General features: G+C 69.3%; 22 protein-coding genes and 3 tRNA genes. 9 read left to right on the top strand and 16 right to left on the bottom strand.

The window, feature by feature from the left end:
* The first annotated feature begins 22 nt into the window (after positions 1-22).
* Positions 23-1,354: an ABC transporter substrate-binding protein gene (locus tag ACWA14_RS02440; RefSeq protein ID WP_463795889.1), complete on the top strand. Its 1,332-nt coding sequence runs from the start codon at positions 23-25 to the stop codon at positions 1,352-1,354.
* 82 nt (positions 1,355-1,436) lie between these two features.
* On the opposite strand, the gene cls is transcribed toward ACWA14_RS02440, so the two are convergent.
* Together cls and ACWA14_RS02430 are read right to left on the bottom strand one after the other, a co-directional pair.
* Positions 1,437-2,897, bottom strand: coding sequence for a cardiolipin synthase (gene cls / locus ACWA14_RS02435; protein ID WP_463795888.1), 1,461 nt, complete (start codon positions 2,895-2,897; stop codon positions 1,437-1,439).
* Positions 2,898-2,988: 91 nt separating this feature from the next.
* Positions 2,989-3,162, bottom strand: a complete 174-nt coding sequence (locus ACWA14_RS02430) for a hypothetical protein (RefSeq protein ID WP_247629042.1) — start codon at positions 3,160-3,162, stop codon at positions 2,989-2,991.
* Between the two features lie 121 nt (positions 3,163-3,283).
* Between ACWA14_RS02430 and ACWA14_RS02425 the strand changes: the two genes are divergently transcribed.
* Entirely contained in the window at positions 3,284-4,438 is a 1,155-nt protein-coding gene (locus tag ACWA14_RS02425) for a DUF4192 family protein (RefSeq protein ID WP_463795887.1), read from the top strand.
* Here the strand turns inward: ACWA14_RS02425 and lysS are convergent.
* Entirely contained in the window at positions 4,431-5,969 is a 1,539-nt protein-coding gene (lysS, locus tag ACWA14_RS02420) for a lysine--tRNA ligase (protein ID WP_463795886.1), read from the bottom strand. The two genes, ACWA14_RS02425 and lysS, sit on opposite strands and share 8 nt — an antisense overlap.
* An 82-nt stretch (positions 5,970-6,051) precedes the next feature.
* Here lysS and ACWA14_RS02415 point away from each other — a divergent pair, with 82 nt between their 5' ends.
* A complete protein-coding gene (locus ACWA14_RS02415; RefSeq protein WP_463795885.1) occupies positions 6,052-7,941 on the top strand; it encodes a DUF2207 domain-containing protein in 1,890 nt (629 codons plus the stop codon).
* 52 nt (positions 7,942-7,993) lie between these two features.
* Here ACWA14_RS02415 and ACWA14_RS02410 read toward each other — a convergent pair whose 3' ends face one another.
* The 10 genes from ACWA14_RS02410 to hpt all read right to left on the bottom strand — a co-directional run bounded on the left by ACWA14_RS02410 (position 7,994) and on the right by hpt (position 16,903).
* Positions 7,994-8,686: a DUF2520 domain-containing protein gene (locus ACWA14_RS02410; RefSeq protein ID WP_463795884.1), complete on the bottom strand. Its 693-nt coding sequence runs from the start codon at positions 8,684-8,686 to the stop codon at positions 7,994-7,996.
* Between the two features lie 4 nt (positions 8,687-8,690).
* Complete coding sequence (locus ACWA14_RS02405; RefSeq protein WP_463795883.1) at positions 8,691-10,817, bottom strand: PH domain-containing protein; 2,127 nt, start codon at positions 10,815-10,817, stop codon at positions 8,691-8,693.
* Positions 10,814-11,395, bottom strand: a complete 582-nt coding sequence (locus tag ACWA14_RS02400; protein WP_463795882.1) for a PH domain-containing protein — start codon at positions 11,393-11,395, stop codon at positions 10,814-10,816. The genes ACWA14_RS02405 and ACWA14_RS02400 overlap by 4 nt, the downstream gene beginning before the upstream one ends.
* Positions 11,346-11,828: a DUF3180 domain-containing protein gene (locus ACWA14_RS02395; RefSeq protein ID WP_463795881.1), complete on the bottom strand. Its 483-nt coding sequence runs from the start codon at positions 11,826-11,828 to the stop codon at positions 11,346-11,348. The genes ACWA14_RS02400 and ACWA14_RS02395 overlap by 50 nt, the downstream gene beginning before the upstream one ends.
* A complete protein-coding gene (gene folK / locus ACWA14_RS02390; RefSeq protein WP_463795880.1) occupies positions 11,825-12,364 on the bottom strand; it encodes a 2-amino-4-hydroxy-6-hydroxymethyldihydropteridine diphosphokinase in 540 nt (179 codons plus the stop codon). Before folK ends, ACWA14_RS02395 begins: the two co-directional genes overlap by 4 nt.
* Positions 12,361-12,756 carry a dihydroneopterin aldolase gene (folB, locus tag ACWA14_RS02385; protein WP_463795879.1) on the bottom strand — a complete coding sequence of 132 codons (396 nt, stop codon included), beginning with the start codon at positions 12,754-12,756 and terminating at the stop codon, positions 12,361-12,363. Before folB ends, folK begins: the two co-directional genes overlap by 4 nt.
* Before the next feature lie 60 nt (positions 12,757-12,816).
* Positions 12,817-13,626 carry a dihydropteroate synthase gene (gene folP, locus ACWA14_RS02380; protein WP_463795878.1) on the bottom strand — a complete coding sequence of 270 codons (810 nt, stop codon included), beginning with the start codon at positions 13,624-13,626 and terminating at the stop codon, positions 12,817-12,819.
* Positions 13,623-14,240 carry a GTP cyclohydrolase I gene (gene folE / locus ACWA14_RS02375; RefSeq protein WP_463795877.1) on the bottom strand — a complete coding sequence of 206 codons (618 nt, stop codon included), beginning with the start codon at positions 14,238-14,240 and terminating at the stop codon, positions 13,623-13,625. Before folE ends, folP begins: the two co-directional genes overlap by 4 nt.
* A 2-nt stretch (positions 14,241-14,242) precedes the next feature.
* The gene (gene ftsH / locus ACWA14_RS02370) at positions 14,243-16,243 is read right to left on the bottom strand and encodes an ATP-dependent zinc metalloprotease FtsH (RefSeq protein WP_463795876.1); all 2,001 of its coding nucleotides are present in this window, start codon (positions 16,241-16,243) and stop codon (positions 14,243-14,245) included.
* A gap of 108 nt (positions 16,244-16,351) precedes the next feature.
* Positions 16,352-16,903: a hypoxanthine phosphoribosyltransferase gene (gene hpt, locus ACWA14_RS02365; protein ID WP_463795875.1), complete on the bottom strand. Its 552-nt coding sequence runs from the start codon at positions 16,901-16,903 to the stop codon at positions 16,352-16,354.
* Positions 16,904-17,057: 154 nt separating this feature from the next.
* Here hpt and ACWA14_RS02360 point away from each other — a divergent pair, with 154 nt between their 5' ends.
* Complete coding sequence (locus ACWA14_RS02360; protein WP_463795874.1) at positions 17,058-17,597, top strand: DUF937 domain-containing protein; 540 nt, start codon at positions 17,058-17,060, stop codon at positions 17,595-17,597.
* Positions 17,598-17,630: 33 nt separating this feature from the next.
* Here the strand turns inward: ACWA14_RS02360 and tilS are convergent, their stop codons facing one another.
* Entirely contained in the window at positions 17,631-18,620 is a 990-nt protein-coding gene (gene tilS, locus ACWA14_RS02355; RefSeq protein WP_463795873.1) for a tRNA lysidine(34) synthetase TilS, read from the bottom strand.
* A gap of 90 nt (positions 18,621-18,710) precedes the next feature.
* Here tilS and ACWA14_RS02350 point away from each other — a divergent pair, with 90 nt between their 5' ends.
* Both ACWA14_RS02350 and ACWA14_RS02345 read left to right on the top strand, forming a co-directional pair.
* Positions 18,711-19,415 (top strand): TMEM175 family protein, encoded by a 705-nt coding sequence (locus ACWA14_RS02350; protein ID WP_463795872.1) that lies wholly within the window; start codon positions 18,711-18,713, stop codon positions 19,413-19,415.
* Between the two features lie 45 nt (positions 19,416-19,460).
* The gene (locus tag ACWA14_RS02345; RefSeq protein WP_463795871.1) at positions 19,461-19,952 is read left to right on the top strand and encodes an inorganic diphosphatase; all 492 of its coding nucleotides are present in this window, start codon (positions 19,461-19,463) and stop codon (positions 19,950-19,952) included.
* 91 nt (positions 19,953-20,043) lie between these two features.
* On the opposite strand, the gene ACWA14_RS02340 is transcribed toward ACWA14_RS02345, so the two are convergent.
* Positions 20,044-21,423, bottom strand: coding sequence for a peptidoglycan DD-metalloendopeptidase family protein (locus tag ACWA14_RS02340; protein ID WP_463795870.1), 1,380 nt, complete (start codon positions 21,421-21,423; stop codon positions 20,044-20,046).
* A 212-nt stretch (positions 21,424-21,635) separates the two neighbouring features.
* Between ACWA14_RS02340 and ACWA14_RS02335 the strand changes: the two genes are divergently transcribed.
* The 3 genes from ACWA14_RS02335 to ACWA14_RS02325 all read left to right on the top strand — a co-directional run bounded on the left by ACWA14_RS02335 (position 21,636) and on the right by ACWA14_RS02325 (position 21,952).
* Positions 21,636-21,708, top strand: a tRNA-Glu gene (locus ACWA14_RS02335).
* A gap of 27 nt (positions 21,709-21,735) precedes the next feature.
* Positions 21,736-21,809, top strand: a tRNA-Asp gene (locus tag ACWA14_RS02330).
* Positions 21,810-21,879: 70 nt separating this feature from the next.
* A tRNA-Phe gene (locus tag ACWA14_RS02325) sits at positions 21,880-21,952 on the top strand.
* Positions 21,953-22,115: 163 nt separating this feature from the next.
* On the opposite strand, the gene ACWA14_RS02320 is transcribed toward ACWA14_RS02325, so the two are convergent.
* Complete coding sequence (locus ACWA14_RS02320) at positions 22,116-23,159, bottom strand: TerC family protein (protein WP_463795869.1); 1,044 nt, start codon at positions 23,157-23,159, stop codon at positions 22,116-22,118.
* Positions 23,160-23,185 lie beyond the last annotated feature (26 nt).

The raw sequence follows: 23,185 nt of genomic DNA, 5'->3' as shown, positions 1-23,185 counted from the left end.
CACCCACCGAAAGAGGAAGATCATGCAGCACACCACGAGGGCAGTCGCCACCGGCGTCGCACTGCTCAGCGCGATCGCGCTGGCGGGATGCACGGCAGGCAGCGGATCCGGCGACGGCGCGGATGCCGCGGCCTGCACCCCCGCCGACGGAGACGTCACACTCGAGTTCACCTCCTGGATCCCCGGCATCGAAGACGTCGTCGCGCAGTGGAACGAGGAGAACCCCGAGATCCAGGTCAAGGTCCAGACGGGCCCGAACGGCAACTCCGGTACGTACCAGAGCTTCTTCAGCCAGCTGAAGGCCGGCAACGCTCCCGACCTCGGACAGATCGAGTACGACGCCCTGTCGAGCTTCCTCGTGCAGGACGGCCTCGAGAACCTCGCCGCGTGCGAGGACGTGGTGGCGGCCGAGTCCCAGTTCATCCCCTGGACCTGGGGGCAGGTCACGCTCGGCACCGCCGACGGCGTCTACGGCATCCCGCAGGACTCGGGCCCCATGGCCCTGTTCTACCGCTCCGACCTGTTCGAGCAGAACGGCATCGACGTCCCGACGACGTGGGAGGAGTACAAGGAGGCGGCCGTCAAGGTGCGCGCCGCCGGTGGGTACATCACCAACTTCTCCACCGCCGACATCAACCAGTTCGCCGGCCTCGTCTGGCAGGACAACGGCGACTGGTTCACGAACGACGGCGACGCGTGGACGGTCGACATGACCGGTGACGCGACCACGAAGGTGGCCGAGTACTGGCAGGAACTGCTCGACGAGGACCTCGTCTCCACCTACCCGGCCTGGACCGAGGAGTGGAACAACGCCTACAACTCGGGCGAGGTGTGGTCGTGGAACTCCGCTGTCTGGGGCGCCAACTCGATCTCGAGCGGTGCTCCCGACACCGCAGGCAACTGGTCGGTCGCCGCATCCCCGCAGTGGGAAGAGGGCGGCAAGAGCGCCGGCAACTGGGGCGGCTCGTCGATCGCCGTCTTCAAGGGCACGGATCACCTGTACGAGGCCACGAAGTTCGCGCTGTGGCTGAACACCTCCGACGAGGCGCTGACCGCGCTCAACACCTCGGCGAACATCTACCCCGCGACCACCGACGGACTCGGACTCGCCTCGCTGCAGGAGGGCGTCGACTTCTACGGCGGTCAGGTCATCTACGACGTCTTCGCCGAGGCTGCGGCCCAGGTCAACCCCGACTTCGTGTGGGGTCCGACCATGACGCAGACCTACGCGGACGTCTCCGACGGCTTCCAGAAGGCCGTCACCGGTCAGGGCACGCTGCTGGATTCGCTGACGGCGGCTCAGGAATCGACCATCGAGACGCTCAAGGCGCAGGCGATCCCCGTCGCCGAGTAGTCCCCGCGTCGATGCCGCGGGAGTCAGCCTCGAGCCGACTCCCGCGGCATCGTCGTCTCCGGAATGATTCCCCGGCGACCGCTCACTGCAGGGCGGAGGTCAGCCGCGCGAGGTTGTCGAGGACGGTCGAGCGCAGCGGCTGCCGCTGCCACTCCTCGAGAGTGAGCTCCCGGCTGAGCGAACGGTATCGGTCCTCCACCTCGCGCATCTCGGCGACGAACTCCTCGCCGCGGACGAGCATCGACACCTCGAGATTCAGACCGAAGGAGCGCATGTCCATGTTGCTCGACCCGATCACGGCGACCTCGTCATCGATCGTGAGGCTCTTGGTGTGCAGGATGTACGGCTTGCGGTACATCCAGATGCGCACTCCCGCCGTGAGCAGCACCTCGTAGTAGCTGCGCTGGGCGTGGTAGACCATGGCCTGATCGCCCTCTTCCGAGACGAACAGCTCGACCTCGACTCCGCGGTCCACCGCCGCCGTGACCGCCAGCAGGAGAGCCTCGTCGGGCACGAAGTACGGGCTCACGATCATGATGCGCTTCTTGGCCGCGTACAGCAGAGCCAGGAACAGCCGCAGATTGTTCTCGACATCGAAGCCGGGGCCCGAGGGCACGACCTGGCAGTCGAGGTCTCCCGAGCCGATGTCGGCGTGACGGATGTCGATGCCCTCCAGGACCGTGTCGGTCTCGCTGTACCAGTCCGCGACGAAGATGGCGTTCACGCTCAGGACCACGGGGCCGTCCAGGCGCACCATGAGGTCGACCCAGTGCAGTCCGCGCTTGATGTTCTTCGGCAGGTTGTAGGTCGAGTCCGTCACGTTCTGCGAGCCGAGGAAGGCGACCTTTCCGTCGACGACCAGGAGCTTGCGGTGGTTGCGCAGGTCGGGGCGCTGCATATGGCCGCGCAAGGGCAGGACGGGGAGCATCAACCGCCAGTCGGCCCCCATGGCGTCCAGCCGGCGGAGGGTGTCGCGGTAGCGCGGCTTCCGAAGGTTGGCCCAGTGGTCGAGCAGCACCCGCACCTCGACGCCGCGGGCGGCGACCTCCTCCATGGCGCGGAAGAAGTTGTCGGTCGCGGCATCCGCCTGCAGGATGTAGAACTCGATGTGCACGTACTGCTGCGCGCCGCGGATCTCCTCGGCCATCGCATCGAGCGACTCCTGGTAGTCCGGGATCAGGTGAGCGCCGTTGTCGCCGGACAGCGGCAGAGCCCCGAGCTTCTGGTTCATCTGGACGATCGGTCCGAACCAGTTCGGCGCGTGCGGCCGCAGAGTGCCGAAGTGCAGGTGCTCGCTGGCCTCCGCGATGTACTCGTTGATCTGATCCTGCTTGCGACGTCGCGCGCGCGGGAGCCGAGGGTTTCCGATCAGCAGGAAGAGGAAGACGCCGATGAAGGGGATGAAGAACACAGCGAGCAACCAGGCCATCGCGGCCGTCGGACGCCGGTTGCGCGGGATCACGATGATCGCGGTGATGCGGATCGCGACGTCGAGCAGCAGGAGGAAGGCGGCGATCAACCATGCCACGGTCTCCGGCGTCATGGTGTCCCCTCACTGATTCCGCGCCGATCGGCGCGGATGCGCACCCTCGCCCGGGCGTTGGCTACACAGTAGCCGATGGCGTCGACGTCGCTCAGGAGCGGGGAGGGAGGCCCCGCGCAGCGCGCTCCTCGGCCTCGATCTGCGCGTGCACCTTGCGCTCCGTGCGATCGAACCGGAGGATGCCGCGCACGACCATGAAGAACACGATGCTGACACCGATGGTCGGCAACAGCGACCACGCCACTGCGAGCCAGAAGTTCTCCATGCCTCCATCGTACGCGCCCGCAGGACCGCACTCTTCGTCCCCTGAGGCGAATGCACGGCGGATGCATCCACACCCCGCCCTTTCGCCGCCGTCAGCCCCCGAGAACGGCGACACTCGCTCCATGACCACAGTTCTCCGAGCTTCCGACTCCGCCGCCTTCCTCCGCATCGTCCCGGCCCTGGCGGGCTTCACCCCACGCCGCAGCATCGTGCTGCTCCCCTTCCGCGGAAGCCGCACGCACGGCGCGATGCGCCTCGACCTCCCCCGACCCGAGGTCGATCTCACCCGGTTCGCCGACGCCGCGATCGGACTGGCGGCGCGCGTCGACGGCACGGACGCGATCGCCGCGGTCGTATACACCGACGACCGCCCCGAGCTCACACCCGACGGGCTGGTCCTCCCCCTGGCGGTCGCCGTCGATGAGCTGCTCGGTCGCGCCGAGGAAGCGGGCCTGCGCATTGTCGACGCGCTGTGCGTGACCCCCGTCGGCTGGTCGAGCTATCTCGTCGACGATCCGCAGGTGGGGGTGCTCGACACCGGATCTCCTGCCCCCGAGGTGCCGGGGCTCGGCGACGTCACCGGTGACCAGCTCGCCGGCACGGCTCTGCCGCACGCCGACCGTACCCTCCGGGAGCGCGTCGCCCGGGCGCTGCGCGACATCGGCGCGGCGCTCGATGCGGACTCCCCCGCGCCATCCGCGCGGCCGGAGAATCCGGATGCTCTGGCGGCGATCGCCGCCCTCGACGACATCCCCGCGTTCTTCGAGTCGCTGCTCGACCGTCCGGAGCAGACCCCGGCCTTCGCGACCACCGCACTGCTGTGGTGCCTGGAGCGCCCGGTCTTCCGCGACGTCGCGATCGCGCAGTGGGCGACCGACATCGACGGCGGGATCCGCACCCTCGATGCGCAGTTCGCCTTCGCGCGCGAGGGGCGCATGATCTCCGATGATCTGGGAGCGGTGTTCCTCGGCACGGGCCCCGCCCCGGATGCTGATCGACTCCGGGTCGCCCTCATGATCGTGCGGCATGCCGCGGCGGTCGCGCCCCGACGGATGCGGCGTGGGCCGCTCACCGTCGCCGCATGGCTCTCGTGGGCGCTCGGTCGTGCGAGTCACGCCGCGCACTATCTCGACCTCGTGCGCGCGATCGATCCGCAGTACGGCCTCGCGGCTCTGATCCGCACACTGCTCGACGCCGCGGTACTGCCGGAGTGGGCGTTCCGCGGGATCGCCCACTCCGACAGGGAGACGGCGACCGACGCGGGCGCGGCTACTTGACCAGCGGGAAGAGGATGGTCTCGCGGATACCGAGTCCGGTGATCGCCATGATCAGGCGATCGATACCCATCCCCATGCCACCGGACGGCGGCATGCCGTGCTCGAGAGCGCGCAGGAACTCCTCGTCGATCGGCATGGCCTCGACATCACCTCGGGCGGCGAGCTTCGACTGCTCCACGAAGCGTTCGCGCTGGATCACCGGGTCGACGAGCTCGGAGTATCCCGTGGCCAGTTCGAAGCCACGGATGTACAGGTCCCACTTCTCGACCACACCGGCGATCGAGCGATGCTCGCGCACGAGCGGGGAGGTGTCGACGGGGAAGTCCATCACGAACGTGGGGCGCACCAGATCGCCCTTCACGAAGTGCTCCCAGAGCTCCTCGACGAGTTTGCCGTGGGTCGCCTGGGGCGGAAGATCGACGTCGTTGGCCTCGGCGAAGGCGATCAGATCGTCGACCGAGTCCTGCGGCGTGACGGTCCGACCGGATGCCGCCGAGAGCGACTCGTACATCGAGATGCGATCCCACTCCCCGCCCAGGTCGTACTCCGTGCCGTCGGCCCACGTCACCGTGGTGGAACCGGCCACGGCGAGCGCCGCCTTCTGCACGAGCTCCTGCGTGAGGCCGGCCATCTGGTGGTAGTCGCCATAGGCCTGATACGCCTCGAGCATCGCGAACTCGGGGCTGTGTGTGGAGTCGGCGCCCTCGTTGCGGAAGTTGCGGTTGATCTCGTAGACCCGCTCGATGCCGCCGACCACGGCGCGCTTGAGGTAGAGCTCGGGGGCGATGCGCAGGTAGAGCTCGGTGTCGAAGGCGTTGGAGTGGGTGACGAAGGGCCGGGCCGAGGCACCGCCGTGCTGCACCTGCAGCATGGGCGTCTCGACTTCGAGGTAGTCGTGCGAGGAGAAGGTCGCGCGCAGGCTCGCGTTCACGGCGGCACGTGCCCGCACGGTGGAGCGCGCCTGCTCGCGCACGATCAGATCGAGGTAGCGGCTGCGCACGCGGCCCTCCTCGCTCAGTTCGGCATAGGCGTTCGGCAGCGGGAGGATGGCCTTCGCCGCGATCTCCCAGGAGTCGGCCATGATCGACAGTTCGCCCCGGCGGCTCGAGATCACCTCGCCGTGCACGAACACGTGGTCGCCGAGGTCGACGTATTCCTTCCAGTCGGCCAGCGACTCCTCGCCCACGTTCGCCAACGAGATCATGGCCTGGATGCGGGAGCCGTCGCCGGCCTGGAGCGTCGCGAAGCAGAGCTTCCCGGTGTTGCGGCTGAACACCACCCGGCCGGCGACACCGACGATCAGGCCGGTCTCGTCCCCGGGCTCGAGGTGCGCGTGCTCGGCACGGAGAGCGGGGATCGCGTGCGTCACCGGCACGCTCACCGGGAACGCGCCACCACCGGCATCCGTCCGCTTCTGGATCAGGCGCTCGCGCTTCGCGAGACGCACCGCCTTCTGCTCGTGGATGTCATCGTCACCGCCGGCTGCGGGGTCGGTCGTGGTCTGCGCGGGCGCGGCGGACGCATCAGTCATGTGCGGGGCTCCTTGGAAGTCGATTCCAGTTTACCGAGGCGGGGGCGCTTGCCCGTCGGCCCCGGCTCGATAGCCTCGAAGAATGGCCTCCCCACGGATCGTCCGCATGCTCGCCGCCCTCGCGCTCGCCGCCGTCGGGTTCCTGGGCCCCGCCGCTGCCGCCGTCGCAGCCCCCGCTTCCTCGCCCGCGGCGGAGGGCGCCGCCGACGCCGGCACGGTCCTGCCTGCCGCTGCCGGCATCGCCGCGGACGTCGTCGCCGACGTCGATGACTTCTCCTACGCGTCGTGGGATGCCCGCTACGACCTGGGTCTCGATGCGGAGGGGCGCGCGCAGCTGAAGGTCACCGAGACGCTCGTCGCGCGGTTCCCCGACGTCGACCAGAATCGTGGCATCGTCCGCGGCCTGCCCAGCACCTACGAAGGGGCGCGCATCGACACCAGGGTCGTGTCGGTCACCGACGCCGACGGCGCCGAGATCCCCTACGAGACCGAGACCGATGACGGCGTGCTGTTCATCCTCACCGGCACCGACGACTACCTGCAGGGTCTGACGACGTATGTGATCGAGTACACGATGCGCGATGTGATCCTCGCGGCCGACACCGGTGTCGACGAGTTCTACTGGGATCTGCTCCCCCTCGACAGCACCCAGCCGATCGACAGCTTCCGCGCCGACATCGTCCTCGATCCGGCGTTGAGCGACCGCCTCACCGGCTCCGCACGCTGCTACACCGGCTTCTCCGGCTCCACCGACGAGTGCGACCTGCAGGGGCCGCGGACCGAGGGCGACTCCGCGGTCTTCCGCGTCGAGTCCGGCCCGCGTGCCGCCGGTGAGGGAGTGACCATCGCGATCGGATTCGAGGCGGGCACCGCGACGCCGGCCCCCGCGCGGCAGCCGAATCCGGTCACCGACGTCGTGCCCGGAGCCGCCGCGATCGGCGCGATCGGTCTCGCGGTCGGCGGATGCGTCGCGGTGTCGGTGTCCGCGCGACGCCGACGCGTCGCCGACGGCATCGTGGTGGCACAGTACGACGTGCCCGATCGGATGCCTCCGCTCCTCGCCGCCGCGCTCATCCCGGGGGCGAAGGACCCGGTGCCTGCGGAGATCGTGCATCTCGCGGTGCGCGGCACCCTGCGCATCGAAGAGGGAGACGACACCGAGCGCCACCGCCTGCGCCGCCTGCCCGGGACGCGCATCCCCGACCAGCTCGACGTCGAGGCCCTCGACGCGCTGTTCGTCGGCGCAGACGCCTCCGGCGTGGTGGACCTCCCCGCGTCGAGCGAGGCTTTCGCCGGACGGATGTCGGCTCTGGTGCGCAGCGGCACCGAGACCGCCGCGGCGCAGGGATTCACGACACGGGCGCGTTCGCGCGGTGCCATGATCCTGCAGGGCATCGCGATCGCCCTCACGCTCGCCGGCCTCGGGCTGGGCCTGTGGGGAGTGATCAGCGGTCGCACCTCGGCCACCCCGGCGATGGTCGCGATCTCGATCGGCGCGGTCGCCGTCCTCCTGACGAGCTTCTACGTCTTCGCGAAGCACACCGTGCTCACGGTGGAGGGCGCGCGCGAGCTGGAGTACCTGAAGGGCGTCGAGGAGTTCATCCGTGTGGCCGAGGCCGACCGGCTGCGGATGCTGCAGTCCTACCGCGGAGCCGAGCGCCGTCAGGACGGCAGTGCGAACGTGATCGTGCTGTACGAGCGGCTGCTCCCCTACGCCATGCTGTTCGGGCTCGAAGACGAGTGGGGCGGCGTCCTCGAATCCGCGTACTCGCAGGAGCACCGCGGCGCCGGCTGGATCGGCGACCCCACGTCTCCGTACCTGCGGACGCAGCTCGCCGCCTTCGCACTGACGTCGCACGCCGCGGCGACGTACTCGGCACCCTCGACCGGCAGCTCCTCGAGCGCGGGGGGCTCGTTCGGCGGCGGATTCTCCGGCGGCGGTGGGGGCGGCGGCTTCTCGGGAGGACGCTGAGCCGCGCCGATCTCCGAGCAGTCCCGCCGATCTCAGAGCAGCCGCGCCGATCTCAGGACAGCGGCGGTGGGGTGGATGCCGTGCGGAGCGCGTGCTCGACGGTCGACTGCACGAGCGCGGAGAGGTAGCCGCCGGGATTCTCGACTCCGATCTCGCGGAGCCGGGCCGTGGACTGACCGATGATCGACCGGGAGAAGTCGGCGGCGGTCTGGACCGCATCGGCGTAGACCCCTCGATCCTGCTCGGCGATGACGACCGGTTCGCAGCCCATCTCGACCGCGAGCGCCTGCGCGATCGGCAGCACCGCGGCCGGCGCCGTGACCGCGGCGAAGCTGGCCGGCAACTGCCGGAGATCGATCGAGGTCCCCGTGAACGTGATCGCCGGATGCACGGCGAGCGGGATCGCTCCGCGCTCTGCCGCCGGACGCAGCACCTCGACCCCGTACGCGGGGTCGGTGTGCAGTACGAGTTGCCCCACCTGCCACCCGCCCAGCTCGGCGATCCCCGTGACGAGCGAGGGCAGCTCCGTGTGCGGGACCGCCAGGACGACCAGCTCCGCCCTTCGCACGATCTCGAGTGCGTCCAGCACGGGCACGTTCGGCAGCACCGCGGAGACGCGCTCGTCGTCGGACCCGCTGGTGATCCCGACGATCGCGTGCCCCGCTCCACCGAGGGCGGCTCCGATCACCGGACCGACGCGGCCCGCGCCGATGATGCCGACGCCGAGGCGTCCATCGCGCACCATCCGATCAGTCCTCCGTGGGAGGCGCGACCGGACGCGCCGAGCGACGGGTCAGCGGAGGATCCGTCGGCTCCACCACCGGAGGAGCAGGCGGATTCGCCGGAGGCGGCGCCGATGACACAGGCGGCGCAGGAGGCGCAGGCTGCGACACGGGCGGCGCCGGCGGGGCGGGAGGTGCCGGCTCCGACACGGGCGGCGCCGGCGGCGCGGGCGGCGCGGGCTGCGACACGGGCGGCGCCGGAGGCGGGCTGACGGGCGGCGCGAACGGCGCCGGAGGCGCAGTCGGTGCGGGAGGGGCAGCCGGTGCGGGAGGCGCCGGCTGGCTCACCGGAGACGCGGAAGGAGCCGGAGCGCCCGATGGCGCGGGGGGCGCGAAGCGCACGTCCGGCGACGGCGCCGTGGCGGCGTGCTCGCTCCACCGGTGTGTGGTGTCGCGCAGGGCGGCGGCGGCCGCCGCGCGGCTGACTCCGTCGAGAAGCGTGAGCGCATCGTCCCGCTCGAGACCGGAGAGCAGACCGGTGATCGGCCCGGGGGCGGTGTGCACCTGCGCACCCGAGACCCGCTGCATCCGATCGATCGGCCCCTGGCTGAGCGACACGCCCTGCAGACGCGCGAGCGGGAACACCGCGAGCTTGCGCCACACCACGCCCCGTCGCAGAAGCAACCCGAATTCGGTGAGCAGGAATCCGTGCCGCTTCCAGGAGACCGGACGACGCCACCGGGCACGCCGCGGCATCGAGCGATAAGGATCTCCCTCGATCGGACCGAGCACGCCCTGCTCCCAGATCACCGGGATGTCGGCGGCCGGCACGTCGGGGAGGATCAGACCGAGAACGCGCTCGACGTCGGCACGCTTTCCGACCGGCAGCACGATGTTGAACTGCTGCGCGGTTCCCGACTGCTGCTGCGTGATGCTCTTGCCGCTCATGCGGTTGATCTTGATGGTCCACCAGCCGAACGGACGCCACAGCAGGGACTGCGACACCTCGACCGCGAAGATGCGGCCGGGCGGCAGAGTCTCGGTGACGGTGGTGAACAGGCCGTAGGTGATGCGCACGCCGTCCGGGGTGGGCGCGATCGAGTAGCGCAGCGACTTCGAGATCTGCGCCCAGGTGATACCGACCGTCGCGACGACGAGCGGGATGCCCATGCCGAGCCCGATACCGAGCAGGATCACGCCGCCCTCGGGGTCGCCGTCGGCGAGGATGCCCCATGCCGCACTGCCCAGCGCGACCGCGAAGATCACGCCGAAGAACAGCAGCCACAGCACGCCGGCGATCAGCTGCGAGCCGACGAGACGGCCGGTGGGGATCTTGACGACGCTCTCGGGCGCGACGTCCTCGAGGTCGACTCCGGTGATCAGTCCGGTGACCCCGTCGTTCATGGAGCCGACGAGCTGCGCGCGCGCACCGGGGGCACCCGGCTCGACCGGCATCCCGGCGGCGGGCCCGGACGCGGATCCGGCGCCACCCTGTCGCGCAGCACGCGCACCCGATGCCAGTCGCAGGATCGACGTGCGCACCGATTCGGCGCGGGAGGTCGCGAGGTATTCGAGTTCCACGTTCGCGTCGTTGCCGGCACCGACGACTTCGAGCTTGGCGAGGCCGATGATGCGCGCGGGGAACGGACGCGTGAGGTTGACGCCCTGCACCCGATCCAGCGGAGCACGCCGGTGCGAGCGGAACACGATGCCCTTGCGCACCTCGACGTGGTCGCCGGTGATGCGGAACTGGTGGAACCGCCAGACCACCCAGAAGATGAGCACCAGCACGAGCACGAGCGCGAGCACTCCGAGCAGCACGATCAGGATCAGGTTGTTCTCGAGGACCCAGTCGACGGGATCCCCGCTCGTGTAGTCGCCGTAGTGCGCCTCGGGCGAGAACAGGTCGACCACCCAGGCGATGACCCGGTCGCGCATGTTGGCGATCAGGATTCCGGCGATGATGATGAGCGCCAGCCCGCCCTTGAACAGCGGGGTGAGCGGATGCATCCGGTGCCACTCGCCGTCGGCGAGGGAGTTCGACGAATCGCCGCGAGGCTCGGACGTCTGCGGCGCCGGGGCCTGCGGTCCCGGGTTCTGCGGCGCCGGGGTCTGCGACGACGACGGGGCGACGGGGAACTGCGGCTCGCTCACAGGCCGGTCCGACGGGTCTCGGCCACTTCGATGAGCGTGTCGCGCAGCGCCTCCGCTGCCTGCTGCGTGAGCCCGGGGATCTGCACGCCGGTCGTCGCGGCCGCCGTGACCATCTTCAGCTGCGACACCCCGAACGCGCGGTCGAGGGGGCCCTGCGTGATGTCGACGAGCTGCATCCGTCCGTACGGCACCGCGATCATGCGCTGCCACAGGATGCCCTTGCGGAAGACGATGTCGTCGGCGCGCAGCATGTACCCGATCGCCTTCGCCTGGCGGGGAAGGATGATGAGCGTGAGCAGGGTGATCACGATGATGACCCCGGCAGGGATCCACACCCAGTCCTGCTCCCACGCGATGTTGAGCACGACGGCGGCGGCGACGACCACCGCGAGGAAGATCGCGTTCTGCACGAACTGCGACACCACGTAGCGCGGTGAGATCTGGTGCCAGGTGCCGTCGAGTTCGAGCCGCCCCTCGCGCCGCGACGTGCGCAGCTGGGTGTACGTCCCCTGGTCCAGCGCGTCGAGGTCAGTGCCCTCCGCGGGGTTCAGGGGCGAGGTCTCGGGGTTCTGAGTCATCAGGATCCTTTGGCAGAGTGCAGAACTGTTCCGCGATGAGAGCGGCGATCACGAGCACGATCGCACTTGCGATCAGAGCCAGCATCGCCACAGTCGACCCTACCGGGGGATCGATGGGGCGCGACAGGAGGAACACCAGCAGCCCCGCACCCAGGCCGGCCATGATCGCGCCGAGCAGGCTCGACGCGCGCGCGAGCGTGGCGGCACGCAGTGCACGGAACGGATCGATGCGGATGCCCGATCGCACGCTGTGCCGCACCGGCCACGCGACGCCCAGGGCGGCGGCGGCGATCAGCAGCAACAGCACCGGAAGCAGCAGCGACGGAGTGAACGTCGCCCGACCGCTCGCCGTGAGGACGTGGTCCAGAAGGTATCCGCCGCCCGTGCCGAGCAGCGCGAGGACGACGAGCAGGCCCAACGACGTGCGCTTCATGCCTCGCCTCGCGCACGCAGCGCGTCCGCCAGAGCGGCGACGCGGCCGTGTCCGAGCAGTTCCGCCTCGGGGTCCAGGTCGAGCCAGGGCTCCAGGACGAACAGCCGCTCTGCCGCGCGCGGATGCGGCAGCTGCAGGCGGGGCTCGTCCGACACGACGTCGCCGTAGGCGATCAGGTCGAGATCCAGGGTGCGGTCCCCCCAGCGCACGTGCCGCTCCCGCCCGTTCTCGTCCTCGATCGCGTGCAGCATCCCGAGCAGGATCTCCGGAGCCAGGCGCGTGGTCACCAGCGCGACCGCGTTGACATATCCCGGCGCCGCGGGATCCGGTCCGTCCGGGCGCAGGGCGACCGTCTCGAACAGTGCGGAGAGTCGCACATCGCTCACCAGCGGCAGGCGCGCGATGCGTTCGGCGGCGTGGCGGATCGTCTGCTCACGGTCGCCCAGATTCGCGCCGAGGGCGATCACGGCCGCGGTCGGGGCCCGCCCGGGTCGCGCCGGCGGGACATCCGGCGGGATGGTCAGGTTCCGACTCATATCCGGATGTCCTCGAGCGGTGCGGCCTGACGGGACCGATGCACCGTCACCGCGACATCGGAGAACGACAGCGGAATCGGGGCGTGCGGCTTGTGCACGGTCACCACGACGAACTGCACGCGATCGTCCGCGAGAGCGACGTCGGCGATGCGCGATGCCAGCGTCTCGATCAGGTTGACCGGCTCCCCGGACACGACCTCCGCCACCTTCTCGGCGAGTTCGCCGTAGTGCACGGTGTCGGCGACGTCGTCCGAGCTCGCGGCCTGCTCCAGCGAGAGCGACAGCCGCAGATCGATCGTGAACTCCTGGCCGTTCTCGCGCTCATGGTCGTGGACACCGTGACGTCCGAAGACGGTGAGTCCGGTCAGGGCGATCTCATCGAGGGGGTGCATCCCCCTAGCGTACGGGGGGCCGCCCGCCGACGCTCGGCCGCGCACGAGCCGGGGGTCTGCTCAGCGTCCGTGCCAGGCGTGGGCGATGGCGAGGGCATCCCGCGTGGCGGCGACGTCGTGCACGCGCACGGCCCACACTCCGACCGTCGCGGCGAGAGCGCTCGTGACCGCTGTGGCCAGATCCCGCCGCGCTTCCGAGATGTCGGGCTCGGCATGCGCTCCCCGCAGGGTCTCTGCGAGGAACCGCTTGCGTGAGGTGCCGACGAGCACGCGTGGTCCCAGTGCGACGATCTCCTCGAGTCCGCGCAGCACGTCCCAGTTCTGCGCGCCGGTCTTGGCGAAGCCGATGCCCGGGTCGACGATCAGGCGCGAGGGGGCGATGCCCGCCGCTGCCGCCTCTCCGATGCGCTCCTGCAGCTCGCCCGCGACTTCCCGCGGCGCGCGCCGGTACTCGGCGTGCGCGTACATGTCGTCGGAGAACCCGCGCCAGTGCCCGATCACGAAGTCCGCTCCCGATTCGGCCACCGCGGCGCGCATCTCCGGATCTCCCAGGCCTCCCGAGACGTCGTTCACGATGCGCGCACCGGCGCGGACCGCCGCGACGGCGGTCGAGGCGTTGAGGGTGTCGATGCTCACCGGCGCCCCGGCCGCGACGAGCTGCTCGATCACGGGGATCACGCGCTGCTGCTCGGCCGCCGCGCCGACGCGCTCCGCGCCGGGCCTCGTGGATTCCCCGCCGATGTCGAGCACCGTCGCACCGTCGGCGCGCAGCCGCAGGCCGTGGGCCACCGCACGGTCGACCTCGAGATACCGGCCGCCGTCGCTGAACGAGTCGGGAGTGACGTTGACGATGCCCCAGATACCCGTCACGAGGCGGACCCGCCCGGGAGGGCGACGCCGGACGGCAGGGCGATCAGACTGATGAGCTCGGCGCGCGCGACGGGATCGGTGTATTCCCCGCGTGCGGCGATCGTGAGGGTCGAGGCCTCGGGCTGGCGTCCGCCGCGCAGCGTGACGCAGCCGTGGGCGGCGTCGAGCACGACCAGGACCCCGCGGGTGTCGAGGTGCTCGGCGACGGTGTCGGCGATCTGCTCGCCCAGGCGCTCCTGCACCTGGGGGCGCGACGCGAGGATCTCGACGACGCGCACGAGCGCGCCCAGCCCCACGACCTGCTCCCCGGGGAGGTAGGCCAGGTGCGCGCGGCCGGCGAACGGCAGGAGGTGATGCTCGCACACCGAACGGAACCGTATGTCGCGCAGCAGCACCGCCCCGGAGGGCAGCGTGTCGGGAGCGGGGCCGCGGGTCACACTGATGGTCCGGGCGAGGGGTGCCGCGGCATCCTCTCCCACTCCCGAGAAGAACTCGGAGTAGAGCTCACCCATCCGGGTCGGCGTCTGCTTGAGACCCGGGCGGTCCGGATCCTCGCCGATCGCCTCGAGCAGTTCCCGCGTCAGCCTCTCGACGCGCGCCCGGTCGACGGCCACGCTCAGGCCGTCGCTGGTCGTGCCTGGCCGGCTCCCGCCGATCCCGGCTGGGTGCGCGGAGCCGCGGTCGGGGCCTCGACCGACGCCACCAGGGAGACATCCTTCTTCGGCACCTCGATCGGCGGACGCTCGGACACCGGACGGTCCTCACTCGACAGCCACAGCGGCCGCTCGGGGAGCTTCTTGATCTCGGTGAAGATCTCCGCGATCTGGTTGTGGTCGAGCGTCTCCTCCTCCAGCAGCGCCAGAGCGAGCCGGTCGAGGATGTCGCGGTTCGCGCTGATGACCTCGTACGCCTCGTTGTGCGCTTGCTCGATGAGCGCGCGCACCTCGGCATCGACCCGCTCGGCGACCTTCTCGGAGTACTCGCGTCCGCGGCCCATGTCGCGGCCGGCGAAGGGCTCGCCGCCCTCACTGCCGAGCTTGATCGGCCCCACCTGCGTGGTCATGCCGTATTCGATGACCATCTTGCGGGCGATCGAGGTCGCCTTCTCGATGTCGTTCGAGGCGCCGGTGGTCGGATCGTGGAAGATGATCTCCTCCGCGACGCGTCCGCCCATGGCGTAGGTCAGCTGGTCCTGCAGCTCGTTGCGGGTGATGGAGTACTTGTCGTCGAGCGGCAGCACCATCGTGTAGCCGAGCGCCTTGCCGCGGGGAAGGATCGTGATCTTGGTCACAGGGTCGGTGTAGTTCATCGCCGCCGCCGCGAGCGCGTGTCCGCCCTCGTGGTAGGCCGTGATGAGCTTCTCCTTGTCGCGCATGACGCGGGTGCGGCGCTGCGGTCCGGCGATCACTCGGTCGATGGCCTCGTCGAGGGCGCGGTTGTCGACCAGCTGCGCGTTCGAGCGCGCGGTCAGGAGCGCGGCCTCGTTGAGGACGTTGGCGAGGTCGGCGCCGGTGAACCCGGGAGTCTTGCGGGCGACGACCTCGAGGTCGACGCTCTGCGCGAGGGGCTTTCCCTTGCTGTGCACCTCGAGGATCTTCTGGCGTCCCTTGAGGTCGGGGGCGTCGACGCCGATCTGCCGGTCGAAGCGACCGGGACGCAGCAGCGCGGGGTCGAGGATGTCCGGACGGTTCGTCGCCGCGATCACGATGACGTTCGCGTTCGGGTCGAAGCCGTCCATCTCGACCAGCATCTGGTTGAGGGTCTGCTCGCGCTCGTCGTTGCCGCCACCCATGCCAGCGCCGCGATGACGACCGACGGCGTCGATCTCGTCGATGAAGATGATGGCGGGAGAGTTCTCCTTGGCCTGACCGAACAGATCACGCACGCGGGAGGCACCCACACCGACGAACATCTCGACGAAGTCGGAACCCGAGATCGAGTAGAAGGGGGCACCCGCTTCGCCCGCGACGGCGCGGGCGAGCAGCGTCTTGCCCGTTCCGGGAGGGCCGTAGAGCAGCACGCCCTTCGGGATGCGGGCACCGATCGCCTGGAACTTCGCGGGGTCCTGCAGGAACTCCTTGATCTCATGGAGCTCTTCGATCGCCTCGTCGGCTCCGGCCACATCGGCGAAGGTGACGGTCGGCGTCTCCTTGCTGACGAGCTTGGCCTTCGACTTGCCGAACTGCATGACCTTGCCTCCGCCGCCCTGCATCGACGACAGCAGCCACCAGAACAGCAGGCCGAGCAGCACGAGAGGGAGCAGCAGCGAGAGGAATCCGTCGAACCACGTGGCACGGGGGACGGCGTCGTCGAAGCCGTCCTTCGGGTCGGCCGCGTTGATCGCGGTCACGACCTCGTCCGCGCGGGCCTCGACGTAGTAGAACTGGACGTTCTCCGAGCCCTCGAACGCCTTCGACAGGGTCATGTCGACGCGCTGGTCGCCGTCGGTGGTGACCACCTCGCTGACCGTGTCTCCCGAGAGCAGCTCCAGACCCTGCTGGGTGGTGATCTGCTTCGGGGCCCCGAGGTTCGAGATCAGCAGGAAGCCGCCGAACAGCAGCAGACCGATCAGCGCCACGTAGATCAGGGGATTCCTGGTGATCTTCTTCACATTCATGATCCGATCAGCGTATCGCGCGGGCCCTAGGCCCCCGCTGTGCGTTCACCCACGGCGTAGCCCTCGCGCGGCAGATCCGGCGCGGGGGTCGTCGGGCGTCGCGGCAGGTCAGGAATACACGTGCGGGGCGAGCACCGCGACGTCGCGCAGATTGCGGTAGCGCTCGTTGTAGTCCAGTCCGTACCCGACCACGAAATCGGTCGGGATGTCGAAGCCGACGTAGCGGCAGTCGATCTCGACCTTCGCGGCCTCGGGCTTGCGCAGCAGGGCGAGCACCTCGATCGACTCGGCACCGCGCGATCCGAAGTTCTCCAGCAGCCAGCTCAGGGTGAGACCGGAATCGATGATGTCCTCGACTATCAGCACATGCTTGCCGTTCAGGTCGGAGTCGAGGTCCTTGCGGATCTGCACCACACCGCTCGACTTCGTGCTGGCGCCGTAGCTCGACACGGCCATCCAGTCCATGGGGGCGTGGAAGGGCAGCGCCCTCGCGAAGTCCGCCATGACCATGACCGCACCCTTGAGCACGCCGACGAGAAGAAGGTCCTTGCCTTCGTAGTCCGCGGCGACCTGCGTCGCGAGCTCGTCGAGCTTCGCGAGGATCTCCTCCTCTGTCACGAGGATCTGGGCAAGGTCATCCTGGATTTCCGCGGCACGCATGCATCGATTTTAGGTGACATGGCCGGCGGTGTCGTCCCGCCGGCCATCGATCCTCCTACGAGGCTCCCCCACGTCGCGGCATCGGCACTACTCTGAGCGGTGAAACGGGTCTGAGCGGTGAAAAGGACTCGTGCCCACCGACGGAAGGATTCCCATGCCCCTCGACGACATCCTCGCGAAGGCACCCATCGATGACATCGCGGCGAAGCTCGGCGTCTCCCCCGCGGTCGCCAGGGACGCGGTCGAGCAGGGCGGCGCGGTCCTGCTGGGCGGTCTCGCCAAGAACGCCGAGACCGAATCGGGGTCGGCTGCGATCCAGAACGCATTGAAGAAGCACAAGGGCGCGACGGGCGCGACCCGCGTCGACGACATCGATCAGGCCGACGGCGGCAAGATCGTGTCGCACATCCTCGGCGCGGATGAGCAGAAGGTGACCTCCACCCTGACCGAGTCGAAGGCCACGGCCGGCATCGACTTCGGCAAGCTGCTGCCCATCCTCGCTCCGATCGTGATGGGTCTCATCGCCAACGCGACCTCCGGGAAGTCCGACACGGCGGATGGCGGCGGAAAGAGCTCGGGAGGGATCGGCGACCTGATCGGCGGCATCCTCGGAGGCGGCGGATCAGGAGGTTCCGGGGGCTCCGGAATCGACCTCGGCGGTCTGCTCGGCGGCCTCTTCGGCGGCAAGAAGTAGGCCTCAGCCGCAGCGCCGCGGTGGGGGCGGCGGTCAGTCGCGAGCGGCGAACACGATCCGTCCGCCGCGACGAACCGCGGAGCACCCGGGGAGATCGATCGGCCCCTGCCCCGTCCAGTCGGTGCAGAGTCGAGCGACCTCGAGGGTCTGCGCGCGCGTGAGGCTGACTCCGAACTCGCTGTCGACGACGAGGCGGATGATGCGGTTGCGCAGCGCCGCCGGGTTGGCCGCGAGCGCCGCCACGCTGACCGAGATGCCCGCCTCGGCGTGCTCGACGATGTCCTCGATCGTCTCGTGGATCATCTCGTCGAAGGCCTCGGCGTCTTCGCGCAGCTGCTCGGCCGTGCGCGCGAGGGCCTCGGCGATCCCCGGCCCCAGCTCGGACTCCAGCACCGGCAGCACCCGGTCGCGCACCCGCACGCGGGCGAAGCGGTCGTCGCGATTGTGGGGGTCGTTCCAGGGCTCGAGTCCGGATGCCGCGCAGAACGCCTGCGTGGTCTCGCGTCGAACGCTCAGCAACGGACGGATCCAGCGGATGCCTTCACCGTCGTCGCGCGACGGCGCCATCCCCTGCAGGCTCGCCGCCCCGGAACCACGAGCGAGACCGAGCAGCACGGTCTCCGCCTGATCGTCGAGCGTATGCCCGAGCAGCACCGCGACGGCTCCGGCATCCGCCGCCGCCTCGCGCAACGCCTGATACCGGGCGTCACGGGCGGCCGCCTCGGGCCCTCCGGTGCCGTCGACCTCGACCCGCGCCACCCGGGCGGTGAGCCCGAGCGCCGACGCCGTTGCTGCCGCGCGGGCGGCGGTGTCGGCCGAGCCCTCCTGCAGACCGTGATCGATCGTCACCGAGACGGCCCGGAGCCCGCGTCGGGGCGCCTCGAAGGCGGTCGCCGCGGCGAGCGCGAGGGAGTCCGCTCCTCCGGACACCGCGACGAGGACGGTCGCATCTGCGGGAAGGTCGGTCAGGGACGACCGGATGGCACGGCGGATCTCGGCGATGGCGGGAGAGAGGGAGGGCACACCTCCACGGTAGGACACACGCTCTCCCGGGCGCGCGTCCAGCGCCTGGAGATCCTGACCGGTCCGGGCACAGCGGTCTAGTCTGGCGCCGTGGCAGATCGCAGCAGCAGGACACCGCCTTTCACGACCGAACGGTTCACGGCCTTCGCAGACGCCGTCGTGGCGATCGCCATGACTCTGCTGATCCTCCCGCTGCTGGAAGCCGTGTCCGAGGCCGGCTCCCAGGGGCTGAGCACCGGGGAGTTCCTCGCCGAGAACACGGGACAGCTGTTCAGCTTCGCGCTGAGCTTCCTGCTGATCGCGAACTTCTGGATGGAGCACCACCGGCAGTACACCGAGGTGACCGCGATCACTCCGGCGCTGCTGTGGATCAACATCGCCTGGATGGCGACCATCGTGTGGCTCCCCGTACCGACAGCGATGCTCGGGCAGATGGACTCCGATCCCCTGCAGGAGACGATCTACATCGGCACGCTGATCCTGACGCAGGTCACCACTCTCGCCGCCAAGCTGTACCTGCTGCGGCATCCTGCGCTCACCTCGGCGTCGCGGTCGCTGTTCCGCGAGGGCGTCGCGGGCGACCTCGCCGCCATCATCCTCTTCGCGGTGGCGCTCGCGGTCGCTGTCAGCATCGGAGAGAACGGCTACTTCGCGCTGCTCGTGCTGCTGCTCACGGGAGTGCTGGCGCGCCTCCTCTCCCGTCTCTGGATGCGACTCGCGCCCGGACGCCGGGATGACTCGACCGCACCAGGGGCGCGACATGATGACCCGGGCAGTTCCGGCACGCGCGGGTAGGCTGGTCCGCGGCATCCAACCGAACCTTTCCTGAGGAGCACACGCATGGGCGCACACGACGCCGTCATCGAGATCCCGCGCGGCAGCCGCGTGAAGTACGAGGTCGACCACGAGACCGGACGAGTGCACCTCGACCGCGTGCTCTACACGACCTTCGGCTACCCGGCCGACTACGGCTACTTCGACAACACGCTCGGCGAGGACGGTGACCCGCTCGACGTGCTCGTGCTGCTCGACCACGCCATCTACCCCGGTGTCATCGTCGAGGTGCGCCCGGTCGCGGTGCTGAAGATGAGCGACGAGGCCGGCGGAGACGACAAGCTCGTCGCCGTGCTGGCGAAGGACCCCCGCTGGGCCCACATCCAGGACATCGGCGACCTCGCCGAGTACACGAAGAAGGAGATCGAGCACTTCTTCGAGCACTACAAGGACCTCGAGCCCAACAAGTGGGTCAAGGTCGACGCGTGGGGCGACGCCGCAGAGGCGCAGCGCATCCTCGACGAGGCGATCGTGCGCGCGGGCGAACAGGGTCACTGACCCTCGACCCGGCGGGTGCATCAGCCCGGACGACGAAGACCCCCGGTACCGCTCAGCGGCCGGGGGTCTTCTCTGTCCGGGGACAGGATGCTCAGATGGAGATGCCCCGGGCACCCATGAAGTCGGCGGGGTTGGTGTAGCGGCCGTTGATGTACACCTCGAAGTGGAGGTGGCAACCGAAGGAGCCGCCCGTGTTGCCGGCGTACGCGATGACCTGGCCCGCATTCACCCACTGGCCGTTGCGCACGGCGAATCCGCCCTGCTTGATGTGCGCGTAGCCGGTGGCGATGCCGTTGCCGTGCTGGATGCGCACGTAGTTGCCGTAGCCGCCGTTGTAGAACGCCGCATCGACGGTGCCGGACTGGGCGGCGTAGATGGCCGCACCGCAGCCGTTGGCGAGGTCGATGCCGTAGTGCCAGCTGGATGAGCAGCCGTTCGAGTTGCACTGCTGCGAGCGGGGTCCGTATCCGGAGCTGCGCGAGCCGCCGTGCGGGCGACGCCAGCCGCCGCTCCCGGCATTGCCGCCACCGCCACCGCCGCCACCCCCGCCGCCGTCGTTGCCGGCGGCGTTTTTCTCGGCTTCGGCTCGGGCGGCTGCCTCACGGCGCTTGCGTTCCTTCTCGGCGGCGATGACACCGGCCTGGTAGCCGGCCACGGTCGTGGCGGTCGTGTCCTTCAGCGCGGCGAGCTGTGCCTGCATGGTCGCGAGGTTCGCCGACTGCTCGTCCAGAGCGGCCTGGGCGGCGTCGGCGGCTTGCTGCGCGGCGACCATCTTCTGCTCGGCGATCTGCTGCAGACGATCGCGCTCCGTGCGGGCGACGACGGCCTGGTCGCTCAGCGACTGGGCGGAGTTGCGCGCCGCGACGGCGTCGTCGTACACCGTCTGGTTGTACTCGAGGAGCTTGTCCATCGTGCCGAGGCGCGACAGCAGCTCGTCGGCGTTGTTGGCCGATCCGGCGAAGAACAGTTCGAGGGAGGTGTCGTCGCCGCCGTTGCGGTACAGCTGCGCGGCGACCTGTCCGGCCTTGCGCGCCGATTCGGTGGCCAGCGCGGACTGCTCATCGGCCTTGGCCTGCAGTTCGTCAGCGCGGGCGATCGCGGCGAAGTACTCCTGCTGGGCGGCGTAGTACTCGTTGGAGGCGACCTCGGCGGCGGCCTGTGTCTCGGCGACCTTCTGGGTCAGGGACTGGATGAGGCCCTCGATGCGCGAGACCTCGGCGGCCTTGGCCGCTTCGTTGCCCTTGGCGCGCTGCACGTCGTCCCAGCTCGGGTACGTGGCGGCATAGGCGGCGGAGACACCGGACGTGACGCCGAAGGCGCTCAGGGCGACGACACCGAGGGCGCCGAAACCGAGGGCGCCACGACGCGTGATGCCCTTCTTCTGAAATGCACTGCTCTCTTGAGGAGTGGGAGCGCACCCGCACCCCGCGGAGGCAGCTTCTACCGCGCCCGCTGTGGTCTGGTCGTTCACACGACCCCTTTCGCCGGTTTCACAAATGCCACAGTAACAACAACATTCACATCAGCAACAGTGCTGAGGCACGATGGAAGCACGGTGGTCGTGACTCCATCGTCCTCCTCCGACCACCTCCTCGAGGCACGCCGCGCCCTCGATTCGCGATTTGCTCCAGACTTCGCTTATGCTTGAGCGTCGGCAAGGAAGTCCCCCCGGGGATCGACTCCGGCCCCATCGTTTAGCGGCCTAGGACGCCGCCCTTTCACGGCGGTAGCACGGGTTCGAATCCCGTTGGGGTCACTCTTCCGATATAATTGAAAAACGTATGGCCCTGTAGCGCAGTTGGTTAGCGTGCCGCCCTGTCACGGCGGAGGTCGCGGGTTCAAGTCCCGTCAGGGTCGCTCCGGTTCGTCGGGCTCTTTCTTCGGAGAGGGCCCTTCGTCTAGGATGCGACAGGTTCGCCGGTCGCACGGCTCTGTAGCTCAGTTGGTAGAGCGCACGACTGAAAATCGTGAGGTCACGGGATCGACGCCCGTCGGAGCCACAGGGTGATCATTACAATCACCTTAGAAACCCTCGCCTAGCTTCTACATGGCGGGGGTTTTGCTTTGCCCTGGTGAGGGCTGGATTCTCGGCCTGAATCATCGCGCACACCGCTGTCGCCGGCGCTCAGGTCCACCCCGAGCACCGGCGACGCGTCGCGGTGGTCAGCTCTCGGAGCGATCGCCCTCATCCGCAGGCACCCGCCGACGGCGACCGAACACCGGCTCGACCGCCGCGAGCTCCTCCGCGGTCGCGATCCGGAACGCACCGGCGGCCTCCGTCTGCACTTCCTGACGCCCCTGCCCGCGGGTCGCGCGGAGGCTGGCGATGATGGAGATCGCGATGACGGTGGCGACGACCGCGAGGCTGACCGTGGTCGGGATGTAGAGGACATCGAGGAGGAGCATCTTGATGCCCACCCAGATCAGCACGAACGCGAGCCCGATCTTGAGGTAGATGAACCGGTGGATGAGGTCGGCGAGGAGGAAGTACATCGCCCGCAACCCGAGGATCGCGAACGCATTGGCCGTGAAGACCAGGAAGGGTTCGCTGGTGACGGCGAAGATCGCGGGGATGGAGTCGACGGCGAAGATGATGTCGGTGACCTCCACCAGCACGAGCACCGCCAGCAGCGGCGTCGCGACGACGATGCCGGCTCTGCGGATCAGGAACTTCTGCCCGTGGTACGCGTCGGTCATCGGCACGAGACGGCGGAACAGCCGGAGGATGCGGGACTTCTCCGGGTGCACGTGGTCGTTGCGGGAGCGGAACATGCGCCACCCGGTGTAGATCAGGAACGCGGCGAACACGTACAGGATCCAGGAGAAGTTCTCGATCAGCGCGGCTCCGGCGGCGATGAAGATCCCGCGGAAGATCAGCGCACCGAGCACACCGAGGAACAGCACCCGGTGCTGGTACTCGCGAGGCACGGCGAACGCGGCGAAGATGATCGCCCACACGAACACGTTGTCGACCGCGAGGGACTTCTCGATCAGGTACCCGGCGAAGTACTGCTGCCCGAATTCTGCGCCCCACAGCGACCACACCAGCACGCCGAAGGCCACCCCGAGGGCGACCCACACGATCGACCAGACGGCCGCCTCTCGGACGGCGATCACATGGGCTCTGCGGTGTGCGATCAGGTCGACGGCGAGCATCACCAGGATCACACCCAGGACAGCGAACCAGGCCCACAACGGAACGTTCATGACAAAGACCTCCACGATGATTCGTG

This window comes from Microbacterium sp. TW_SC_2 (assembly GCF_055361165.1).
This window is presented reverse-complemented; position numbering and strand designations above follow the sequence as displayed.